Below are 21,109 nucleotides of genomic sequence, written 5' to 3'. Positions count from 1 at the left end.
GGATATGAAAAGCAAAAACAACACGACAGAAGAATTAAGTGTAGAAAAGATAGTAGAAGAACAATCTGAAAAGATTGATGTTGATCAATTAGCAAAGAAATATGATACATCAGCTAGATTCCGTCATGTTAAGGGGAAAATAGGCATTACTATAACCATGCTTGCTATCATGATGTCTGTATTCCATCTTTTAACTGCAGGTGTGATTACAATGAATGTCATGCAACACCGGGCTATTCATTTAACCTTTGCAATTATTCTTGTATTTTTGTTGTATCCTGCCTTTAAGAAATCAAATAAAGAGAGACCCTCAATAATTGACTATGGATTGGCTATCTTAGGTGCAATTAGCGTTGGTTATCTAGGTTTTATGTATGAAGAGATTGCGCGAAGGGGTTTAAATGTCACGACACTCGACTTAATAATGGGAGCTATTACGATTGTTTTGTTATTAGAAGCAGCTCGTCGTTCTATTGGTAAACAGCTTCCTATTTTAGCGGTTATATTTTTAGCATATGCATATCTTGGCCCATATCTCCCTGGAATTTTAGGGCACCGCGGATTTTCATCAACTATTTTGATTGAGCGAATGTATTTAGGGAATGAAGGGATATTTGGGATTGCACTAGGTGTATCGGCAACTTATGTATTTTTATTCATTTTATTTGGAGCGTTTTTAAATGGAACAGGGATGTCAAGTTTATTTACAAGTGCTGCCGTGGGAATAGCAGGACATCGCCCTGGTGGTCCTGCCAAAGTATCTATTCTAGCAAGTGCGTCACTAGGAATGATTAATGGTAGTGCAGTTGCAAATGTAGCAACTACAGGAGTTTTTACGATTCCGTTAATGAATAAGGTAGGATATAAAAAAAGGTTTGCATCTGCAGTAGAGGCAGTTGCTTCTACAGGAGGACAGATTACACCCCCTATTATGGGAACCGCTGCATTTGTTATGGCTGAGTTTCTTGGGATACCCTATACACATGTTATGATTGCTGCGATTATTCCAGCAGTTCTTTATTTTACAGCCCTCTGGTTTATGGTTCATTTTGAAGCGAAGAAGTCAGGCTTAGTTGGGATTCCAAGGGATCAATTACCAAATGTAAAGGCTTTAATGAAGGAAAGAGGTCATTTGCTACTTCCAATCTTTCTATTATTGCTCTTAATGTTTAACGGTTTTACACCTATTTTTGCAGCATTTTGGTCAATTGTCGCTACGTACTTAGTTAGCATGTTGCGTAAAGAGACAAGAATGGATATTAAAACCCTCTTGCGAACACTTGAGGAAGGTGCGAAAGGTGCAGTATTCATTACTATGGCAACCGCAGTTGTAGGAATTATTATTGGAGTAGTTTCATTAACAGGCATAGGTCTCCAGTTAGCTAATATAATTTTATCCGTTTCTCAGGGTCTAATGTTTCCTACACTCCTGTTAACAATGGTTGCATGTATCGTCTTAGGGATGGGTCTACCGACTACAGCATGCTATATTGTTGCAGTAATTGTAGCTGCTCCTGCTTTGATTAACCTTGGAGTGGAACCAATCGTTGCACATTTGTTTGTACTATATTTTGCTTGTCTGTCAAATATTACCCCACCAGTTGCTCTAGCTTCGTATACAGCAGCAGGTGTTTCAGGTTCTAATCCCACGAAGGTGAGCTGGATTGCGGTCAGACTAGGTCTAGCGGGATTCTTAGTGCCTTTCATGTTTGTTTATTCACCGAGTTTACTTATCCAAGGAAGTAGCTATATAGAAATTGGTCTCTCCATTGTATCGGCGATACTAGGAGTTTACCTTCTAGGCGCAGCTGTGATAGGTTATTGGATTGAAAAACTAAAAATATATGAAAGAGTTCTATTGTTTTCAGGTTCGATGTTATTGATGGTAGGAGGATTGTTTACAGATCTTGCTGGAATAATCCTTATGGCTGTTATCTTAACCCTGCAACTACGGAGATCAAAAAGTTCAGTTGGGCTTGATAAAAATAGTTTGAATCTAAGTCGAGCCAAATAAATTAACTCAAATTACTTAATAACAACGAGGCTGAGACGCCGTTAATGTTGTGAAAATTCCCAACACTAATTTAGAGTTTCATTTGAAAAAATGAAATCAGAAATAAAACCTGTTCTTCTGGGTAAGGGTTATTCAGAAGAACAAGCAAGTGAATCTGCTATACTTTTTTCACAAGCAAGTCTTGACAGAGTATATTCACATGGTTTAAATCGAGTACCGCGACTAGTAGATTACATTGAAGAAGGTTGGGTTAATGTTGAAGCAAAACCGACAATAGTTGATTCCTTAGGCGTAACTGAAAGATATGATGGAAATTACCGACATTTGCTGGAGACATAGCTGATTCAAATGAAAAATGGGCTTATTCGAACGTTGGTTGGAAAGCATCGAACTTAGGGTTTACCTTGACTATATAAAGGAGTTATCGACCGCTTTGACGGAATTTGAGGGAAGTGACGGACACCGTTTAATTTTCAGACTAAATAGAATTTTGGTTGATAGATAAATTTAATTGACTTACAATATTACTTTAAAAATAACTGACATACTAATTATATTGTCTTACAATAAGAACTAGAAAAGATAATTCTGAATATTCCTTCTAGTGTAAAGGCTACGAAAGAGGGATGGTTACGTTACAGAGAAATATATCCTATTATATTGTATTTACTAATTGTATTTTAACTACGAATTTAAGTTTCAAAGGTCCAAAAACACGAAAATATTTCATATCGTTGTTATTGTAAACGCATTCATATAGTTGAAAGGAGGTCATTATCGTCCTTTATGGGGCAGATGAAGGAATTATCAAAGTTGATCCGTTCTATCAAAATTTAATAATAAGGAATAGGGTTAAAATGTCAACTTTTATTAGATAATAATAGATTAGTAAGAACTTGTAAGTGCTAGTCTAACTACTAGAGATAGCTGTATTAAAAAGTATAGGATGTGTGTCGATGAACACCTTGGATTCAAGTTAATGAAGCCTTCAGCGAAAACAGCCAATGGAAAAGTTTCCGTTACAAATAAAAGCGCTATAATTGAAACGTTAAAAGTTGAGACAGAACGTGGTGCTGGTCTAGATAAATTTGAAAACGAACCATCAAACTCGAAAAGTGAACAACTGTGAATAACTTTATATTTATTCCTCATATAGACTATACAACATTAAAAACTCATGGATTAATGGTGGGAATAAAAACTTTACTTTTCGGGGGTAAACGTAGGGGAACCAACAAATCTATTAAACAATATATTCTTCTTGGCAATATGAGGAATAGTAGCTGAAAATGATGCCTTGTTCTCTAAAAGTTTTCAGTTGTGAATTGTTTGTAATATTTAAGACACTATAAATTGGAGGGATTGAGAATTATGAAGAAAAGTAAATTATTGGTAGGAGTTTTTTGTGTATTCTTTTTAGTATTACTAATGGCAGCTTGTAATCAGGAAACCACGAATGATAATCAACCCAATGTAAACGCAGAGGAGGGAACTGTTGAGACTTCTTCAGAGATAGACCTTACTGGTGAAAATATTCTTCTATCGACAGGTTCGGAAAGTGGAACTGTTTACCCAGTTGGAGTTCAATTAGCTGAGTTTCTACAGAGTATGGGGGCGGTTGCAACCAATACAACAGGAAATGCAATTGTAAACTTGGAGTTAATGGAAATAAACGAAGCGGATATCGGTCATTCCAGCTCATTTTTAGGATTTGCAGCAGAAAATGGATTAGAGCCGTTTGAAGGTAGAAAGTTCGAAAATATTAGAGCGTTAGCTAAACTTATGGACAACACGTTTCAATTCGTCGTACTAGAAGACAGTGGAATTAACTCTCTAGAAAAGGTAGCAGAACAGCAATATCCATTAACATTAGGTGTTAGTCAACCTGGAAGTGAAGCCGAATTAACGACACGTAGGGTATTAGAAGCATATGGTATCACCTATGACGATATCAAAGATTGGGGAGGAAGAGTTGAATTTGGTTCACATGGTGATTTGGGTTCGTTATTAAGGGATGGGCATATTGAGGCAATGGCGATTGTCTCGTCTGTTCCTGCAGCAGCTGTCACTGAGATTGATTTGCAAAGACCAATGAAGGTGTTGTCACTTTCTGATGATATTATTAAAGAGTTAACGGAAAATTTCGGTTATGATATTTCAGAAGTATCAGATGATGTTTACAAGGGACAAAGTAACGCGGCTACAACACTTGTTGGGGGACTTGTATTCTATGCTCATAAGGATTTACCTGATGAAATTGTCTATGAACTAACGAAGTTTATTAATGAAGGTGGAAAAGAGAGAATAAGCTCAATCCATCATCAACTAGAAGATTACCTTACAGGGTCGGAATCTACAGCAACTGGTCTTGGTACTATCTTACATCCAGGTGCTGAGCAGTATTACAAAGATGCGGGGATAATAGATTAAGATAAATATAATGTTTTGAGAGAGGCGGGTGAGTGAGTATGAGTACACAAGAAAAGGTACAGGGAGAGGTACTAGAGTCAGATTTTCTTCAAAAGAGGGAGCTACTTGGTTATGGTTCAAAAATAGTCTTTCTAATCGCATTGGCCGCATCAATATTTCATGTACTGCTAATTTTTACTGGTGTACTAGAATCTTTTAAGATGAGGGCTATTCACCTAGGTTTTTTGCTACCACTAACATTTCTGTTGTATCCAGCAAGGAAGAAATCTTCTAGAAAGAGAATAAGTATTGTAGACTTTGCTTTCTTTGCTAGTTCATTAATATCTGTATTGTATTTAAGTGTGATTGAATATGACCGTTTTATTTCACGGATTGCCTATATAGACCAGCTTTCAACATTAGATATAATAGTCGGAGTAGTTTTGATAGCAAGTATATTAGAGGCGACTCGTAGGGTTGTTGGTACTGCTTTAGTGATTATTACGTGTATTGCCCTTCTATACGGTTTATTCGGAGAAAATTTGCCGGGAATTCTAGCACATGCAGGCTTTTCATTCTCAAGGACAATTGATCATTTAGTATTTACTTCTCAAGGAATATTCGGAATACCTCTTGGTGCCTCAGCTACATTTATTTTTCTCTTTGTATTATTTGGAGAGTTTTTACTGAGATCAGGAGCTGGAAAATTTTTTATTGATTTAGCTTTTTCACTAACAGGTACCAGTAAAGGTGGGCCTGCGAAAATGGCTGTTTTGTCAAGTGCATTAATGGGGACAGTTTCCGGAAGTGCTGTTGGTAATGTTGCTTCTACGGGGGTATATACCATTCCCCTAATGAGAAAAGTAGGGTATACCCGCCCATTTGCGGGGGCAGTTGAAGCTGCGGCTTCAACTGGTGGTCAAATCATGCCGCCAATCATGGGTGCGGCAGCTTTTATTATAGCGGAATTTATTGGTATGCCGTATATCAATCTAGCCCTTGCAGCGTTAATACCTGCAATCCTGTTTTACTTGGGAGTTCTATCCATGGTCCATTTTCAAGCTGGAAAGATGAATTTGAAGGGATTACCTAAAGAAGACTTACCGGATTGGAAAGAGGTTCTATTTAAAAGAGGGCATTTAGCTATCCCTTTAGCTGTTATTGTAGTTGTCCTAGTATATGGATACACACCCTATGTAGCGGCTGGATTAGGTTTATTTTCAGTTCTTGTTGTTAGTTTTTTATCTGCTAGTACTAGGATGTCTGTAAAAGATATTGTAAAGGCGATGAGTAACGGTGCGCAAGCTAGTATTGTTATCGCTGTTACTTGTGCATGTGCGGGAATAATCGTAGGAATAGCAAGTCAGACTGGTCTTGGAGCGAGATTTGCTTCAATAGTTATTAGTTTTTCTCAGGATAATCTATACATTGCCCTTCCATTAGTAATGATTGCGGCTATAATTCTTGGAATGGGAATTCCGACAACAGCTGCATATATAATGGTTGCTGCTATTGCGGTACCAGCATTAGTTCAATTAGATGTTCTCCCTTTAGCAGCTCATCTTTTTGCATTATATTTTGCAGTTGTATCAAACATTACCCCTCCTGTAGCAATTGCAGCATATACAGCAGCTGGAATCGCTGGAGCTAGGCCGATGTTAACGGGTGTATTGGCCGCTAAATTAGGATCTGCGGCGTTTATTGTTCCATACATTTTTGTGTTCCATAACGAGTTATTATTAGTTGGTGAGCCTGTTGCAATTATAGTCAATATATTCACTGCTACTTTGGGGATTATAGCCCTTGCATCAGTGTTGATTGGTTATTTATTTAGAGACCTGAAGCTGTGGGAGAAAGCGGCATTACTAATAATTGCAACTCTATTGGTGATTGATAGCGGATATATTTTGACTACCTTAAGTTGTCTAACTTTTGGGTTTATTGCTTTTCAACAGAAAAAGGAGCAAAATTACCCAGATGATAAAAATGAAGAAATTGATCCGATAGAAAATATAAAATAAATTCTTATTCAGCCTAATAATTGATAGATAAGATGAAGTATATTGAAGCGGGGACCCAAAAATAAAACAATATGAACTGATAGAAATTCTATTCGTAAGAAGACAAGTTTTATAGGCAACCACAGTTGTAGTAATTATTATTGGATTAGTTTCAATGAGACACGCAATAGTAAAGGGTGAATTACAAAAGAATCTGTTAGTTTTAACAGAATTGAATTGAAGCAACTGAAACTTCTCCACAATCTAAAGCCAATTTTCAGACTAAATAGAATTTAAGTTGACAGATAAATTTAATTGTCTTACAATAATACTTAAGAAAACAACTATTTGAAGGGTGGAATTTAAATGACGACGAAAAGAAGACAGACGCCAAAAGGAATCTTAGGATTTCCAGTTGCTCCGATGGATGATGAAGGAAAACTAGATTTAGAAGGACTAGGAAAAAATATAGAATTTCTAGTGGAAAACGGATTATCTTCCGTGTTTGTAGCATGCGGAGCTGGGGAGATGCATGCGATTAGTAACGAAGAATACAGATCGATGGTGGAAGTGGCTGTGGAAAAAACAAAGGGTAAAGTTCCATTATATACAGGTGTCGGTGGGAATATTACACACGCGTTAGAGCAAGCTGCCATTTCCGAAGAACTTGGAGCAGAAGGATACTTGATTTTACCACCGTATTTAATTGATCCCTCCCAAGATGGGCTCTATAACTATTTGAGTACAATTATTCAAAGTACAGATTTGAACGCAATTGTGTACCAGCGTGATAACTGTATTTTAGAGCTAAAGACGTTGCAGGAACTATGCGAGTTACCACAACTTGTTGGGTATAAAGATGGTGTAGGGAATATGGAAAACAACGTTGAGTTTACACAAGTTATCGGTGATCGTCTTGATTGGATTAACGGCATGCCGTTAGCGGAAGTGACAATGGCAGCGTATGTGAATCTTGGATTTACTTCCTATTCATCAGCGATATCAAACTACATCCCTCATATTTCTGCAAAGTATTATGAAGCACTTCTAAATGGAGATAGGGAAGTAGTACATGCGATATATAAAGGTGTGATATTTCCGATTCATCGTATTCGCAAACAGAAGAAAGGTTATGCTGTTTCTCTTATCAAAGCAGGTATGCAAATTGTAGGTCTTCCTATTACAACGAATGTTAGAGGACCAATTGCACCTGTTGAAGACGGGCATTATAAAGAATTAAAACTTATTATTGAGAATGCGTTGGAAAAGTATCCTGCTCAAATCAAAGCGGAACTTGTTTAATAATGGGAGGAATTTAAATGACTACAACAACTGAAGCAAAAACAAAGACGTATTTAAACTATGTTAATGGTGAATGGGTTACTTCTGAAACAGGTAAGACAGGTGTTAGTAAAAATCCTGCAAAGAAAGATGAGGTTGTAGGTGTTTATCAACTATCCTCAAGTAATGATCTTGACAAAGCTGCTACTTCTGCTCGACAGGCTCAAAATGCATGGAAAAAACTTACCGGAAACGTTCGTGGCGATTATTTATTGAAAGCTGCTTCTATTATGGAAGAACGTGCCGATGATATCGGGGAAGCTATGACACTGGAAATGGGTAAGACATTTCCAGAAGCAAAAGGGGAGACGATGCGCGGCGTAGCTATTTTACGTTATTTTGCAGGGGAAGGAATGCGCTCAGTTGGTGATGTAATTCCTTCGACAGATAGCGACGCACTAATGTTTACAACAAGAGTTCCATTAGGTGTTGTCGGCGTTATTACACCCTGGAACTTCCCGGTTGCTATTCCGATGTGGAAAATGGCCCCGGCTCTTATTTATGGGAACGCAGTCGTGTTTAAACCTGCAAGTGAGACAGCTGTTACTAGCGCGAAAATAGTAGAGTGTCTACACGATGCGGGAATTCCAGCAGGTGTTGTGAACTTAGTAACGGGGTCTGGTTCTCTAATAGGACCTGAAATGGCAAACCACAAAAAAGTTGATGCGATTACGTTTACAGGTTCAAACACCGTTGGAAAACAACTGGCAAAAATAGCGGTTGAAAGAGGGATTAAATACCAACTTGAAATGGGTGGGAAAAATCCAGTAATTGTTGCAAATGATGCGGATCTTGATTTAGCAGTTGAAGCAACAATAAGTGGCGGATTAAAATCATCTGGGCAAAAGTGTACAGCGACGAGCCGTGTCATTGTTCAAAAAGATGTATATGAAGCATTCAAAGAGAAACTACTCACAGAAGTGGCAAAAATAACTGTCGGTAACGGGATGGATAAAGGTACATGGATGGGTCCTAGCGTAACGGAAGGTCAGTTAAATACAGTTCTTTCTTATATTGAAAAAGGGAAAAAAGAAGGTGCTACATTACTCTATGGTGGAAATAAGCTAGACGGTAAAGGTGGCTTAAACGGTTATTATGTAGAACCAGCTGTATTTGAAGGTGTAACACCAGATATGGTACTTGCACGAGAAGAAATTTTCGGACCAGTCCTTGCACTTATGAAAGTGAATACAATGGAAGAAGCGCTTGAGACTGCAAATGATTCAGAATACGGACTAAGTGCTTCCATATTCACTACGAAAATTGCTAATATGCTTTCATTTATCAATGAAATGGATGCTGGGTTAGTACGTATTAACGCAGAAAGTGCAGGAGTCGAACTTCAAGCTCCATTTGGTGGTATGAAGCAGTCCAGTTCGCATACTCGTGAACAAGGGCAAGCAGCAAAGGAATTTTATACGTCGATTAAGACAGTGTTTGTCAAATAAGATGAATGAAGGGGAGTTATGCCATAACAAGCTTAACTCCTTCTTTATCAAAAAAATAGGGGGTCTTTTTATGCTAAAAGATGTGACGAAAGAAAGTGTTAATGCGGTAAGAAAACAATCAAGTACGCCAATAATCCGAAAAATGAATGTGATACCTGTTGCTGGTCATGATAGTATGCTGTTGAACCTAAGCGGCGCACATAGTCCTTATTTCACGAGAAATATTGTGATTCTAGAAGACAATCATGGGAATCAGGGCGTTGGAGAAGTGCCGGGAGGAGAGGCAATCCGCCAAACATTGGAAGAAGCCAAGTCGCTTGCCATTGGGGAATCCATCGGAACATACAATTCAATCCTAAATCAAGTACGTAAAAAATTCGCGACAAGAGATGCAGGCGGGCGCGGTGCACAAACGTATGATTTACGAACAACAATCCATGTCGTGACAGCTCTTGAAGCTGCGTTGTTGGATTTACTCGGTAAGTTTCTTGACGTTCCCGTAGCTGAATTGCTTGGGGAAGGACAGCAGCGCAAAAGTGTAGAAATGCTTGGTTATCTGTTTTATGTTGGTGATCGAAACAAAACAGATTTGCCTTATTTAAGTGATCCAAACGCCACAGATGATTGGTTTAAATTGAGACATGAAGAGGCGTTGACACCGGATTCGATTGTTGCCCTTGCGGAAGCTGCTTATGAACGATATGGTTTCAATGATTTTAAGTTGAAAGGCGGGGTGCTTGCTGGTGAGGAAGAAATTGCAGCAGTAACAGCACTCGCAAAACGTTTTCCAAACGCCAGAATTACGTTGGATCCAAATGGTGCGTGGTCGCTTGCGGAAGCAATCGACCTTTGTAAAAATCAACACGATGTACTTGCTTATGCTGAGGATCCATGCGGAGCGGAAAATGGATACTCGGCACGCGAAGTGATGGCGGAGTTCCGACGGGCAACAGGACTACCGACAGCCACCAATATGATTGCAACAGATTGGAGAGAGATGGGACATGCGATTCAACTTCATGCAGTTGACATCCCTTTAGCGGATCCGCATTTTTGGACGATGCAAGGCTCTGTCCGAGTCGCACAAATGTGTCATGATTGGGGATTGACATGGGGTTCACACTCTAATAACCATTTTGATATCTCCCTTGCAATGTTTACACATGTTGCCGCGGCAGCACCTGGAGATATTACAGCAATTGACACGCATTGGATTTGGCAAGACGGACAACGGTTGACAAAAGAACCATTACAAATTAAACAAGGTAAAATTGACGTTCCAACAGTGCCAGGTTTGGGTATTCAAATAGATATGGAGCAGATTGAGAAAGCAAACAAACTGTATGTCGATCAAAAACTTGGTGCCCGTGATGACTCTATCGGCATGCAATACTTAATTCCTGGATGGAAATTCGACAGTAAACGTCCTTGTTTAGTACGGTGATTTGTTACAAATTGAGATGAACGATTGGGGAAATTGTCTTTATACTATTTTAACTAGGGGGAGCTTAATGAAACATAAAATCGTTGTTTATAGGAAAGTAAATTCGAAGGTTTTAGACTATCTTCGCCAAAAATGTGAAGTTATTTATTTTGACCAGTTAGATGATTCGTCATATCCGAGTTTTGAGGCACATCTCAAAGATACACATGTCCTTATGGGCTCCGGTTTGAAGATAGATGAGGAGTTATTGGACAAATGTCCACAATTGAAAATGGTAAGTAATATCTCTGTTGGCTATGATAATTTGGATTTATCATTGCTGACAGAACGTAATATAGTGGCGACAAACACACCCGGAGTATTAAATGAGACCGTAGCAGACGCAGTGTTTGGAGTATTACTATCGGCAGCAAGAAGAATTCCCGAACTGGACGCATATGTTAAAGACGGTAAGTGGGATGCGACCATCACTGAGGAATTATTCGGACTCGATGTTCATGGCAAAGTCATTGGGATTGTTGGGATGGGGGGAATCGGAACAGCAATTGCTAAGCGCGCTCATTTCGGATTTGGTATGGATGTCCTCTATCATAATCGTAGTCGGAATGAAGAGGCTGAATCGGTTTTTAACGCAGCGTATTGCAATTTACCTGATCTTTTGAAGCAATCGGACTTTGTTTGCAGTATGGTGCCACATAGTAATGTGACAAAAGACTTATTTAGTAAGGAGGAATTTAACATGATGAAAAAAAGTGCCATTTTCATTAATGGTTCACGTGGTGCAGTAGTAGACGAGGATGCCTTGTATGAGGCTCTGATCAACAAGGAAATTGCAGGTGCTGGATTGGATGTCTATAAAAAAGAACCTATTGATGTCGAACATCCGTTGTTAAAGTTACAGAATGTTGTTACGACACCACATATAGGATCGGCAACGATAGAAACACGATTAAAGATGGGTATGCTGGCCGCGAATTCAATACTAAAAGTGCTTGCGGGAGAGATTCCAACTAATGTGCTAAATGAGACAGCGAATATAAACTAGTACTATTTTAGGAGGGTCAGTATGCATTTTATAAACGACCAAGAAATTAGAGAACTTATTTCGGCGAAGGATATTATTGATACAATAGAAGATTATTATTTGAATGACGGCGAGAAAGAATCTTTTGTACCGGAACGATTATTTATTAACGATGACGATAACTCTGCGCTTTTAATGCCTTCGTTTTACGAGGATTATTACGGTACAAAATTGATTGGAATTGCACCAGGAAATGCGGAAATTGGAGAAGTGACTTTAAGAGGTATATTTCTATTAAATGATAGAAAGACGATGAAACCGCTCGTTATTATGGATGCTCGCACCATTTCCGCTATGCGTACTGGAGCAGTTAGTGGTTTAGGCATGAAATACTTAGCATCTAAAGAAACCGAGACAATTGGCATTATTGGTACTGGTGACCAAGGATGGAGTCATCTGGAGGAAGCGTGTGCGGTGAGGTACGTACAACGAGTTTTAGTGTATAATAGAAGCAAGGGTAGACTTAATCAATTTATGGAAAAAGCGAAGCAAAAGTATCCTTCCATTCGCTTTGAAGTTTCAAATCCAGTCATAATTCTAAAAGAAGCACAAATTATTATAACGACAACGACATCAGTAGAACCAGTCATTGCTTATGATGGGCAAGTTGAACTGACTGGAAAACACTTTGCTGGTTCAGGAGCGTTCAAATCATTTATGCAAGAAATTCCTGATTCAATTATCAAGGAAGCGGATCATATATATGTGGATACACACGCAGCTTTTTTCGAATGCGGTGAAATAATCAATGCAATAAATGGGTCACAGTGAGGGGACCGTTCCTGAGCTGAAAACTCTTGTTCAAAAAGGACAAAATGAGATGAAAGAAGGAGTAACTATATTCAAATCAGTAGGGGTTTATATTTTTGATATCCTTACAGCAAAATTGATTTACGAGAGATATAAAAGTTGTACTTTAGTAATATTAATTAAAGAAAGGGGGATAATGTGATGGACTATAAAATGAACACAATACGTAGAAGTACATTATCACAACAAGTGTTGGAGCGGATCATCCATCTTATAATGAATGGGCAACTGAACCCAGGTGATAAGTTACCCTCGGAGATGACATTGATCGAACGGTTTGACGTGAGCAGGCCTGTATTACGTGAAGCCCTTAGTTCATTAGAAACCCTAGAGATAATTACAAGAAGACCACGTGGTGGTACATACGTGAATAAAAAAGTTGGAAGTAATCCATTTGAGGCGATGCTCGCATTATCCATTAATAATGTTCCCGCGGTTATTGAAGCTCGAATGTCACTAGAGTTAGGGCTTGTCGCGATTGCAGCTGAGAAAATATCGCGTGGTCAACTTGAAAAATTAAAAGAAACCATTGAACAAATCCAAGCAAACGCGGATAGTAACTATGGCCGTTTGGATAAGGAATTTCACAGTATTATAGCGAAAAGCGCAAACAACCCCATTGTTGAAGGAATGATTGATTCCCTTCTCATTGCACATGAGAAAACTGATAGCTTGATTCCTTATCGGGAACCTGGTATTACGGTTGAACATCACCTAGCAATTTACGAAGCGCTAAAGAAAAGAGATCCGCATGAGTCATTCAATCAGATGTATAGGCATTTGTCTTTTGTAAGAAAAAAGCTACTGGACGATTACGAAGCGGACAAAAAGATTTGATCAATTAAAGTACTTTATAACGGTTGTTGTAGAAGAGAAAACATATAGAGGCCATGCCTGCCCTACCACTTTAAAGCGCAAAGTTAAATTATTATCTAAAAGCTACAGGGGGCCGATGGGAGTTAATCCCATTAATCCTTGTAAGCTTCAATTTACATATTTTTTACCATCATAAGAATCAGTAAAAACGGAATGAAAAAGCAGATAGATTATTAAATCCCTTTGCAAACCAGACAAGCATGGCAATGAAGATCAAAATGAGAAAGAAAAGCCACGGAAATGGGGAAAAAGGCCGTGGCACCTGTCGCCACATCCGCATGCTTCTCTCCTTATTTCTCTGCCTATGCTAGCTGTTGTACATCTATTTCCGACTTCTTTTCGGCCTTCTTTTTACGCATCATATCAAAAGGCTTAACGGGTTGTTCTACTTTCATTTGAATGGTCATCATCGCACTTTTGGCCCTTTCGATTGGTATACCTTTTTCATCCCATAAATTTTCTATGGTTTGGGTGAAATGTCTAAATCATGGACCAAAGAATTCAATTTCATCGCTAACTCCGAAATTATTCCGTTGCTGGATGGTTGCCATTTGCGTTGCTTCATCATAGGCTACACTTGGGTCTTTTTCATAAAATCCTTCATCCAATCCACGTTCTGCTGGATGGAAGGTTTTTAATTGTATAGCTAATTGTTCGTATAAATCCTCGGTATATTTACCAGAGGCAATCGCTTCTTTTGCTTCCACAAAAAGCTTCGCAATCGATACGAAATCGTCACCCTTCGTAAAAATACCATCGAGCTTCCACTGAGTTAATCCAGCTTCTGCCAATTCACCTAATTTGTCCATTAAGCTAATATCATTTGTTGCAAAAATATGTGTGCCATGGAGGTCTTCATAAATGGAATAATGCGTGTCTTTATTTTTCGGTTCCGAAATAAATAACCCTCGTTCTTTTTCCGTCGCACCTGCCTGTTCAACAAATCCAAAATAATTTTTAAGAAGGTTACGTTTTGATTGATGAATACAGGTCGCACCGTATACGAGCACCTCTACTGGAACCGTACCTTGTGCAGTGATTTCCTTCAACTCTACAGCCGTCAATTCTCTCGCAAGTATAGCCCCAATCGCACCTCGTTTTGCCCAAAAAATTAATTTGGTTGGAACTCGTGACTAGTGTTTGGCCATCATATAGATAAGGCAATGAAATTCCTTTGGTTCTTAACAAATGGATGACACCGGGATCGCCAACGGTAATCGAATCCACACCAATTTCTTCTAAAAACGCTAGATAAGGAATAACGTCCTTGATCATGTCATTATGCATAATTGCATTAACGGCAACGCGTATTTGTTTGTTATAACGATGGGCCCATTCGGTTAGTTCTGCTATTTCTTCACGTGTAAAAGCATTTGGCAGTCGTAAGCCGAAGCGTTCTTCTCCTATATATAACGTATCAACCCCAGCTGCAAGTAACGCTTTTGCTTGGGTAGTTGATTCTGCAGTTGCTACAAGTTCAATTATTCACATAACACCTCTCCATTTTACTCGGTAAGTCTTTATCGTAACACAAATTAAGGGGTATGAGTTTGTGAAATTTGTGACAAATGGGGGGTGGGGACAATGCGGCCTCCGTAAGCTTTTCATAGCTGAGACAAATGAGAAAGTGGAGGAGTATAAGAAAACAATCTGATGAATGAATGAGAGCAGTCAATGAATAAAAATATTATCTATAAAAAAATCCCGTAGATTAAACCCAAACAGGATTTTTTTATGCTTTCTTAATTGAATTATTTACAACCTGAGATAAAAAGGAAGCATGAGAACCGTCTGAGACCAGTGAAAAAGTAAAAAGTTTGAAAATCAATGCTAATTAGTCCCCACAGGCAATCGTCTTTTGGTGTTAAATTGGACATTGAAACCCCACAAATATGATAATTTATCTTGTGATTTTGGGAATTGATTTTTTGTATTTTTTAGAGAGAGACTTTTTCAGTGGTCTCGAACCGTCCCCATGCTTCCTAATTGGAACGTTTTGCTAGCCATTCTTCAATTAATGGATAGGTCGTTGTAGGAGCTTTTTTACCTACAGTTACGGAAACATGCCCAGCAGAAACGAGTTCGTACGTTTTATCCTTGCTTGAGATTTTATCCATTAACTTTTCTGTTTGCTTAGGTATTGCAATGTGATCACGATTCGCTGCAATGTTTAAAACATTTGCTTTAATATTACTTAATTTAACCTGTTGTCCACGAATATATAATTCATCATTAATTAATTTATTTTGTTGATAAAATTCCCGGATCCATTGTCTATATGCTTCACCTGGAAATGGGACACCATCTTCTACCCATTTTTGCAGAAGGCTCCAGTTTTTAACAAACTCATCATCATCTGCTCGATTGGCAAGCGCAACATAGGGTCCAAAGTAATTGGTGATTGGCTTTAGTAATTTATTTCCGAAGTCTATCGTTTCCGCAGGGATGTTCCCCAACGTATCGACCATGAGATCTAAATTAAAATACCGTTCGTCCAGCCAATTCGAAAATAATCCTGCATCACTAAAATCAAATGGGCTTGTCATAAATACTAGATTACGGATTGGTAAATTTGGATGGAGCGCTGCAGCTATAGATGTCAAAGTACCACCAATGCAATAGCCCAGTAAACTAATTTCATCCTGTTCCGATTTTTTAAGAACCTTCTTTATAGCACGAGGAATATAATCCATCACATAGTCATCAAATTTCATATGCCGATCCTCATGACCTGGAATGCCCCAGTCTAGCAAGTAAACATCATGGCCTCTATCGGTTAGATATTCGATTAGGCTGCTTCCAGGTGTCAAGTCTAAAATGTACGGTTTATTAATCAAAGCATAAATCATTAAAATTGGTACTTTTTTTGTCTTTTGTTTATTCGGTTGATAGCGATATAACTTTGCTTTATTTTTCGTCCAAATTACTTCTTTCGGAGTTTGGCCTACTTCTGGCTCAGGTTCCCTTGTGAGGATATTCATTACTCGTTTATAACGTTTATACTCATTTTTGTAATCCTCAGGCATGTTGTCGATGAATGATTCAATCGACTCTTTGGTATTAACCATTTATAATCCCCCTCGTATCTAATCAAGCTAGAAAGCGTCTTACATATATAATCCGCCATTTACGTTAATGCATTGGCCTGTAATATAGCTATTATTTATTAAGAAAAGGACTGTATCGGCAATTTCATCTGTTTGACCAAGACGGTTCATCGGAATGGTAGCAATTATATTATCTAGAACTTTTTCAGGCATTGCTTCAACCATTTCCGTTGCGATAAATCCAGGACATATAGCATTCACTGTAATTCCTTTTCTTGCTGTTTCTAAAGCGAGCGACTTTGTGAAACCAATGATCCCTGCTTTGGATGCTGCGTAATTTGTTTGACCGAAACCGCCAGCCTGACCAATAATAGAACTGATATTTATTACTCGGCCAAATCCTTGTTCAAGCATTGCATTGATAACGGTTGAAGTTGTATTAAATACACTGTTTAAGTTTACGTTAATAACTTCATTCCATTCTTTTTCACTAAGCTTCTTAAACGTTCGGTCTCTTGTGATCCCTGCATTATTAACAAGTATATCTACTTTTCCATAGGATTCTATCGTCTTTTCAACCAAAGAGCGAGCCTCTTCAGAATTAGATACGTCTGCTTGAAAAAAGCTAGCTTTTCCTCCGAAATCCTCAATCTCTTGTGCCACTTCACTTGCAGCCTCTACGTTAGAGTTGTAGTTGATAACCACTTCTGCTCCATTTCTCGCTAATTCTTTAGCAATGATGGAACCAATACCACGAGAACCGCCTGTTACGATTGCCACTTTTCCTTGTAAGTTTGAAGTAGTAGTCTTTTTAACCGCTGTATTTAAAGTAGTTCCGATTATAATTACCTCCGAACTTTTAGTTTTTTAAAATTAGGTATTTATGTAGCGCTTCTTGATGGCGTTCATTAGCTATTTTTTTGGTGTCGGTTTTTCTGTTGTCGTTTTCTCTGGTTCGGTTGATGGAGATTCTTGATCTTTATTCGTTGATAATGCTTGCAGGATTTGATTCATTTTCTTATCTAACCTTGTGATACTTGTTTTTAATTTACTTATTTCTTGGAGTGTCTTCTGGTTTAAGTCTGCATCATCGAGTTTCTCATCTAAACTCTCCACTTTTTCTTCTAAATTAATAATAAGTGAGGCTACACTTGAGATTTCCTCTCGAGTAGGTATATTCATTTGCTTCAAATAAGTATCCGTTGTTTTCTGAATTAAGTCTTGATACTGAAGGAACCCATTTTGTACTTGTCCCAATAATTCAGCATATTCCTCTTTTCCAAGTGTTTCATGAATCGCCTCACTAAAATTGGTCTCTGTTTGTTCATACATCGTTTTCCATAATGAAAATGGGTCTAACATACTTGGATTTGTCACAACATTTCCTCCTGATTACATTTTTTGAAAACTCTCAATACCATAATAAGGCATATGAAACAGTTCTTGGGTAAGCATCGTTCGTAAAATAACTACAATTTTCATCGAAGTCAGACAAAAATAGCAGGATAATCAAGAAAAAAAGGAATTATTTGGGGTATTTTGGCAGAAAATGAAGTTTTTAAATCAATCGTATAGGGTTGACATTCATCACACATAGGTGTAAATTACATATATAGATGTAAATTGCATATAGTTATCATGTAATATGGAAGGTGATAAGATGACATCTAAATCGAATAGCAATGATCAAAAGAACAAAGAACCTGGAGTGAGTACTCCAAAGAATCTTATGATTCCAATGCTCCTGTTGTTACTAAAGGATTGGAATGCACATGGATATGAATTAATGCAAAAACTCACGGTATTCGGATTTGAATCTGTGGACAAAGGGAATTTCTATCGCATCCTCCGTCAACTTGAAAAGGATGACTTAGTTAATTCTGAGTGGGATACGACATCATCAGGTCCAGCCAAACGAATTTATTCTATTACAAAGGCTGGAGAGAACTACTTAGACATCTGGGCAGGTACACTAGGGCAATATCAGAAGATGCTTGACCAATTCTTCAACATGTACAGTAATTTCTTCTCCCCACCTAGTTTCACATCGAAGAGAGAAGATAGCGAGGACTAATAGAAGCAAGCGCATCTTTGACAAGTCACCAGAAATATTTAGTAACATAAACGTGAGTTTCAAACGTTTATGTTCTGATACTAAGGCCACCAGTGGCTTTAAGTAATAAATAAATTTATGGAGGGATTTTAGATGGTAGAAAAAAAGGCTAGCAATAAGTCAAAGAGTGAAAATGTAGTGGATAGTTTGTGGGGTGCTTGGTTGAATCAAGGTGAATTTTTTAAAACGGTTGAATATCAATCATTAAAGAACATTGAAAGTCAAAAAGAATGGATTAAAGGAACAAACGAACAATATTGTCAACTTGAAGACAATACAAAAAAACTGGCATCAGAGTGGAAAACGGGTGCTGAATCTTTCTTGGGGAATAATAAAAGTATCCTTCCTTTAGGAGACTACCAGGAATGGTTAAATAAACTGGAGGAAGTTGGTCATAAGTCTTATTCCATTGCCTTTCTTCCAGGAAAGACAACGCTTGAAGTTCTATCAAAATCAACGGATCAATTAGAGGATACAGTTGTAAAAGTGATTGATCAGAACAGAAAGACTCGTGAAGAAGCGACAAAAGCATTTGATGGTGTTGTGGAACAATGGAAACAAACACAAAAGGTAATGCTACAATTTTTTCAACTCAACCCTGGTGTATCGAAGTAACTAAGGTGAATAGGATGGGAATAAGGCAGGAGACGATAAATGAGGAAATTTATTTGGCGAGCAAGCAAGTGTCGCCGAAGAATTAGCCCCAATTGGAATTTGCTGCTTTCCCTTTCTATTCTTTTCTTTTGATGACTTTCATTTGTAAATCATACCTTGTTTATGCACTCCTTGCATCATTTATATCGAGCCATATTTGCAAACGATACCATCATTTAATTTGCAAATATGGCCTTTTTTTGGAATGCACGAATAGCTTTTCTATTGCATAAGCATGGGTAATAATTAATAGTAGGAGGGAATTAAATGAGATTAAAAGACAAAGTTGCAGTTGTGACAGGTGCGGCTAGTGGAATTGGTGAAGCAACGGCGAAGAAATTTGCCTCTGAAGGTGCAAAACTTGTTTTAATAGACTTGGAACAGGCGGCTGTTGACAGGACCGTAGCAGAAATCAAGGGTCTTGGTGGGGAATGCATAAGGGTTGTAGCGGATGTTACAGATCGTGAAAAGGTGGACCAATTATTTAAAACAGCTGTAGAACATTTCGGGCAGGTCGATATTGTCATTAATAATGCAGGAATAACCCAGGATGCCAAGTTAGTAAAAATGACAGAACAGCAATGGGATAGCGTGATTGATGTAAATTTAAAAGGAGTATTCAATGTTGCGCAGGCTGCTGCCAAAGTAATGATGGAACAGAATAGTGGTGTCATTTTAAATGCATCTTCTATTGTTGGCATCTATGGGAATTTTGGCCAAACAAACTATGCTGCAACAAAATGGGGTGTAAATGGGATGACTAAGTCATGGGCAAAGGAATTAGGAAAGTATAATATCCGTGTCAATGCAATTGCCCCCGGATTTATTTCCACCCCAATGGTAGAAAAAATGCCTGCGAAAGTGAAAGATATGATGAAAAGTAAATCTGTTCTCAACCGCATGGGAAGACCTGAGGAAATAGCTGCCGGTTATACATTTCTCGCTTCCGATGAAGCCCAATATATTACGGGTACGGTTTTAAGTATTGATGGTGGAACCGTTATTTAATCGTCGCTAATTGCATATGATTTCTTTTCATTTTACGAGTGCCTAGAATACAATTTTTCATCAAACAATCTACCCTCTCAAGGGGCTCGGAGTGGACCAAGGGATCAGGTGCACCGGCCCAAACTCCACTGGTAAGGTAAGCATAGTAAAGTTTTAATACAAACTTCGTAAATTTATTCTAGGTCAAGGAAAGAAAGTTAAAAGTATTTTATAATCAAAGATAGAAGATAAATAAATCGACCGGGGGGAAGCATGGGGACGGTTCTTTTGCTTCCTTTGTGGAATATTTGATAGGTTAATGGCTTAGGGAGCTGTTAAAGTCTGCCTATTCCTAGCCTTGCAAGGACGCGGGGACAGGTTGAAGTTGTTGAAAAGATGATTTTTCAAGTGAGATTTCCTTTCAGAGAAGAGGTTTTCTGGGGAATCTATAGAAATGACCTTCATCGAAGTGATGAAGGTCAAAGTGAGATGGAAAATCCGAAGAAATGAACTTCATTCAAGCGATGAAGGTCAAAGTGAGATGGAAAATCCCAAGAAATGATGCTCATGCAGGCGATGAAGATCAAATTGGGCAGAGAAAGCCGAAGAAATGACCTTCATGAAGGCGATGAAGATCAAAGTGAGATAGAAAATCCGAAGAAATGATCTTCATCCAAGCGATGAAGGTCAAAGTGAGATGGAAAAGCCAAAGAAATGAACTTCATCCAAGCGATGAAGATCAAATTGAGATGGAAAAGCCAAAGAAATGAACTTCATCCAGGCGATGAAGATTAAAACGAGCTTGAAAAGCCATAGAAATGACCTTCATCCAAGTGATGAAGGTCAAAATGAGAAAGACAAGCCACAGAAATGTGTCCGCCT

17 protein-coding genes and 2 pseudogenes are annotated in these 21,109 nt (G+C 38.3%); 14 read left to right on the top strand and 5 right to left on the bottom strand.

Annotated elements, in window-relative coordinates; translation table 11 throughout:
• Positions 1-4: 4 nt before the first annotated feature.
• From MN204_RS00270 to MN204_RS00220, 11 genes are all read left to right on the top strand, one after another.
• Positions 5-2,014, top strand: coding sequence for a TRAP transporter permease (locus MN204_RS00270; RefSeq protein ID WP_249869604.1), 2,010 nt, complete (start codon positions 5-7; stop codon positions 2,012-2,014).
• 90 nt (positions 2,015-2,104) lie between these two features.
• A complete protein-coding gene (locus MN204_RS00265) occupies positions 2,105-2,353 on the top strand; it encodes an Ldh family oxidoreductase (protein WP_249869071.1) in 249 nt (82 codons plus the stop codon).
• A 640-nt stretch (positions 2,354-2,993) separates the two neighbouring features.
• On the top strand, positions 2,994-3,143 hold the full coding sequence (locus tag MN204_RS00260) for a hypothetical protein (RefSeq protein WP_249869070.1): 150 nt from the start codon (positions 2,994-2,996) through the stop codon (positions 3,141-3,143).
• A gap of 242 nt (positions 3,144-3,385) precedes the next feature.
• Positions 3,386-4,444 (top strand): TAXI family TRAP transporter solute-binding subunit, encoded by a 1,059-nt coding sequence (locus tag MN204_RS00255; RefSeq protein ID WP_249869069.1) that lies wholly within the window; start codon positions 3,386-3,388, stop codon positions 4,442-4,444.
• A 38-nt stretch (positions 4,445-4,482) separates the two neighbouring features.
• Positions 4,483-6,444: a TRAP transporter permease gene (locus MN204_RS00250; protein ID WP_249869068.1), complete on the top strand. Its 1,962-nt coding sequence runs from the start codon at positions 4,483-4,485 to the stop codon at positions 6,442-6,444.
• A gap of 345 nt (positions 6,445-6,789) precedes the next feature.
• Positions 6,790-7,725, top strand: coding sequence for a 5-dehydro-4-deoxyglucarate dehydratase (gene kdgD, locus MN204_RS00245; RefSeq protein WP_249869067.1), 936 nt, complete (start codon positions 6,790-6,792; stop codon positions 7,723-7,725).
• A 17-nt stretch (positions 7,726-7,742) separates the two neighbouring features.
• Positions 7,743-9,212 carry an alpha-ketoglutaric semialdehyde dehydrogenase GucD gene (gucD, locus tag MN204_RS00240; protein ID WP_249869066.1) on the top strand — a complete coding sequence of 490 codons (1,470 nt, stop codon included), beginning with the start codon at positions 7,743-7,745 and terminating at the stop codon, positions 9,210-9,212.
• A 70-nt stretch (positions 9,213-9,282) separates the two neighbouring features.
• Positions 9,283-10,656, top strand: a complete 1,374-nt coding sequence (gene gudD / locus MN204_RS00235; protein WP_249869065.1) for a glucarate dehydratase — start codon at positions 9,283-9,285, stop codon at positions 10,654-10,656.
• Positions 10,657-10,723: 67 nt separating this feature from the next.
• Complete coding sequence (locus MN204_RS00230) at positions 10,724-11,701, top strand: 2-hydroxyacid dehydrogenase (RefSeq protein WP_249869064.1); 978 nt, start codon at positions 10,724-10,726, stop codon at positions 11,699-11,701.
• Positions 11,702-11,722: 21 nt separating this feature from the next.
• Positions 11,723-12,511 carry an ornithine cyclodeaminase family protein gene (locus MN204_RS00225; protein WP_249869063.1) on the top strand — a complete coding sequence of 263 codons (789 nt, stop codon included), beginning with the start codon at positions 11,723-11,725 and terminating at the stop codon, positions 12,509-12,511.
• Between the two features lie 180 nt (positions 12,512-12,691).
• A complete protein-coding gene (locus MN204_RS00220; protein ID WP_249869062.1) occupies positions 12,692-13,387 on the top strand; it encodes a FadR/GntR family transcriptional regulator in 696 nt (231 codons plus the stop codon).
• A 341-nt stretch (positions 13,388-13,728) separates the two neighbouring features.
• On the opposite strand, the pseudogene MN204_RS21415 reads toward MN204_RS00220, so the two are convergent.
• The 5 genes and pseudogenes from MN204_RS21415 to MN204_RS00200 all read right to left on the bottom strand — a co-directional run.
• Positions 13,729-13,896 (bottom strand): annotated as a pseudogene (locus MN204_RS21415) (U32 family peptidase C-terminal domain-containing protein); the annotation flags it as partial.
• Positions 13,897-14,004: 108 nt separating this feature from the next.
• A pseudogene (locus MN204_RS21715) lies at positions 14,005-14,908 on the bottom strand (peptidase U32 family protein); the annotation flags it as partial.
• A 500-nt stretch (positions 14,909-15,408) separates the two neighbouring features.
• A complete protein-coding gene (gene phaC / locus MN204_RS00210) occupies positions 15,409-16,494 on the bottom strand; it encodes a class III poly(R)-hydroxyalkanoic acid synthase subunit PhaC (RefSeq protein WP_249869061.1) in 1,086 nt (361 codons plus the stop codon).
• 39 nt (positions 16,495-16,533) lie between these two features.
• On the bottom strand, positions 16,534-17,313 hold the full coding sequence (gene fabG / locus MN204_RS00205) for a 3-oxoacyl-[acyl-carrier-protein] reductase (protein WP_249869603.1): 780 nt from the start codon (positions 17,311-17,313) through the stop codon (positions 16,534-16,536).
• 72 nt (positions 17,314-17,385) lie between these two features.
• Positions 17,386-17,850: a poly(R)-hydroxyalkanoic acid synthase subunit PhaE gene (locus tag MN204_RS00200; RefSeq protein ID WP_249869060.1), complete on the bottom strand. Its 465-nt coding sequence runs from the start codon at positions 17,848-17,850 to the stop codon at positions 17,386-17,388.
• A 283-nt stretch (positions 17,851-18,133) separates the two neighbouring features.
• On the opposite strand from MN204_RS00200, the gene phaQ reads away from it, so the two are divergent.
• The 3 genes from phaQ (at position 18,134) to fabG (MN204_RS00185) (ending at position 20,248) form a co-directional block, all read left to right on the top strand.
• Positions 18,134-18,547, top strand: coding sequence for a poly-beta-hydroxybutyrate-responsive repressor (gene phaQ / locus MN204_RS00195; protein WP_249869059.1), 414 nt, complete (start codon positions 18,134-18,136; stop codon positions 18,545-18,547).
• Positions 18,548-18,679: 132 nt separating this feature from the next.
• Positions 18,680-19,201, top strand: coding sequence for a polyhydroxyalkanoic acid inclusion protein PhaP (phaP, locus tag MN204_RS00190; RefSeq protein ID WP_249869058.1), 522 nt, complete (start codon positions 18,680-18,682; stop codon positions 19,199-19,201).
• A gap of 306 nt (positions 19,202-19,507) precedes the next feature.
• Entirely contained in the window at positions 19,508-20,248 is a 741-nt protein-coding gene (gene fabG / locus MN204_RS00185; protein ID WP_249869057.1) for a 3-oxoacyl-[acyl-carrier-protein] reductase, read from the top strand.
• Positions 20,249-21,109: the final 861 nt, after the last annotated feature.

Origin of the sequence: Oceanobacillus saliphilus, assembly GCF_023522835.1 — a bacterium.
Lineage (GTDB): Bacteria > Bacillota > Bacilli > Bacillales > Amphibacillaceae > Oceanobacillus > Oceanobacillus saliphilus.
This window is presented reverse-complemented; position numbering and strand designations above follow the sequence as displayed.

Coding starts and splice junctions, on each gene's coding strand:
- MN204_RS00270 (WP_249869604.1), top strand. CDS start 5: ATGAAAAGCAAAAACAACACGACAGAAGAATTAAGTGTAGAAAAGATA.
- MN204_RS00265 (WP_249869071.1), top strand. CDS start 2,105: ATGAAATCAGAAATAAAACCTGTTCTTCTGGGTAAGGGTTATTCAGAA.
- MN204_RS00260 (WP_249869070.1), top strand. CDS start 2,994: ATGAAGCCTTCAGCGAAAACAGCCAATGGAAAAGTTTCCGTTACAAAT.
- MN204_RS00255 (WP_249869069.1), top strand. CDS start 3,386: ATGAAGAAAAGTAAATTATTGGTAGGAGTTTTTTGTGTATTCTTTTTA.
- MN204_RS00250 (WP_249869068.1), top strand. CDS start 4,483: ATGAGTACACAAGAAAAGGTACAGGGAGAGGTACTAGAGTCAGATTTT.
- kdgD (WP_249869067.1), top strand. CDS start 6,790: ATGACGACGAAAAGAAGACAGACGCCAAAAGGAATCTTAGGATTTCCA.
- gucD (WP_249869066.1), top strand. CDS start 7,743: ATGACTACAACAACTGAAGCAAAAACAAAGACGTATTTAAACTATGTT.
- gudD (WP_249869065.1), top strand. CDS start 9,283: ATGCTAAAAGATGTGACGAAAGAAAGTGTTAATGCGGTAAGAAAACAA.
- MN204_RS00230 (WP_249869064.1), top strand. CDS start 10,724: ATGAAACATAAAATCGTTGTTTATAGGAAAGTAAATTCGAAGGTTTTA.
- MN204_RS00225 (WP_249869063.1), top strand. CDS start 11,723: ATGCATTTTATAAACGACCAAGAAATTAGAGAACTTATTTCGGCGAAG.
- MN204_RS00220 (WP_249869062.1), top strand. CDS start 12,692: ATGGACTATAAAATGAACACAATACGTAGAAGTACATTATCACAACAA.
- phaC (WP_249869061.1), bottom strand. CDS start 16,494: ATGGTTAATACCAAAGAGTCGATTGAATCATTCATCGACAACATGCCT.
- phaQ (WP_249869059.1), top strand. CDS start 18,134: ATGACATCTAAATCGAATAGCAATGATCAAAAGAACAAAGAACCTGGA.
- phaP (WP_249869058.1), top strand. CDS start 18,680: ATGGTAGAAAAAAAGGCTAGCAATAAGTCAAAGAGTGAAAATGTAGTG.
- fabG (WP_249869057.1), top strand. CDS start 19,508: ATGAGATTAAAAGACAAAGTTGCAGTTGTGACAGGTGCGGCTAGTGGA.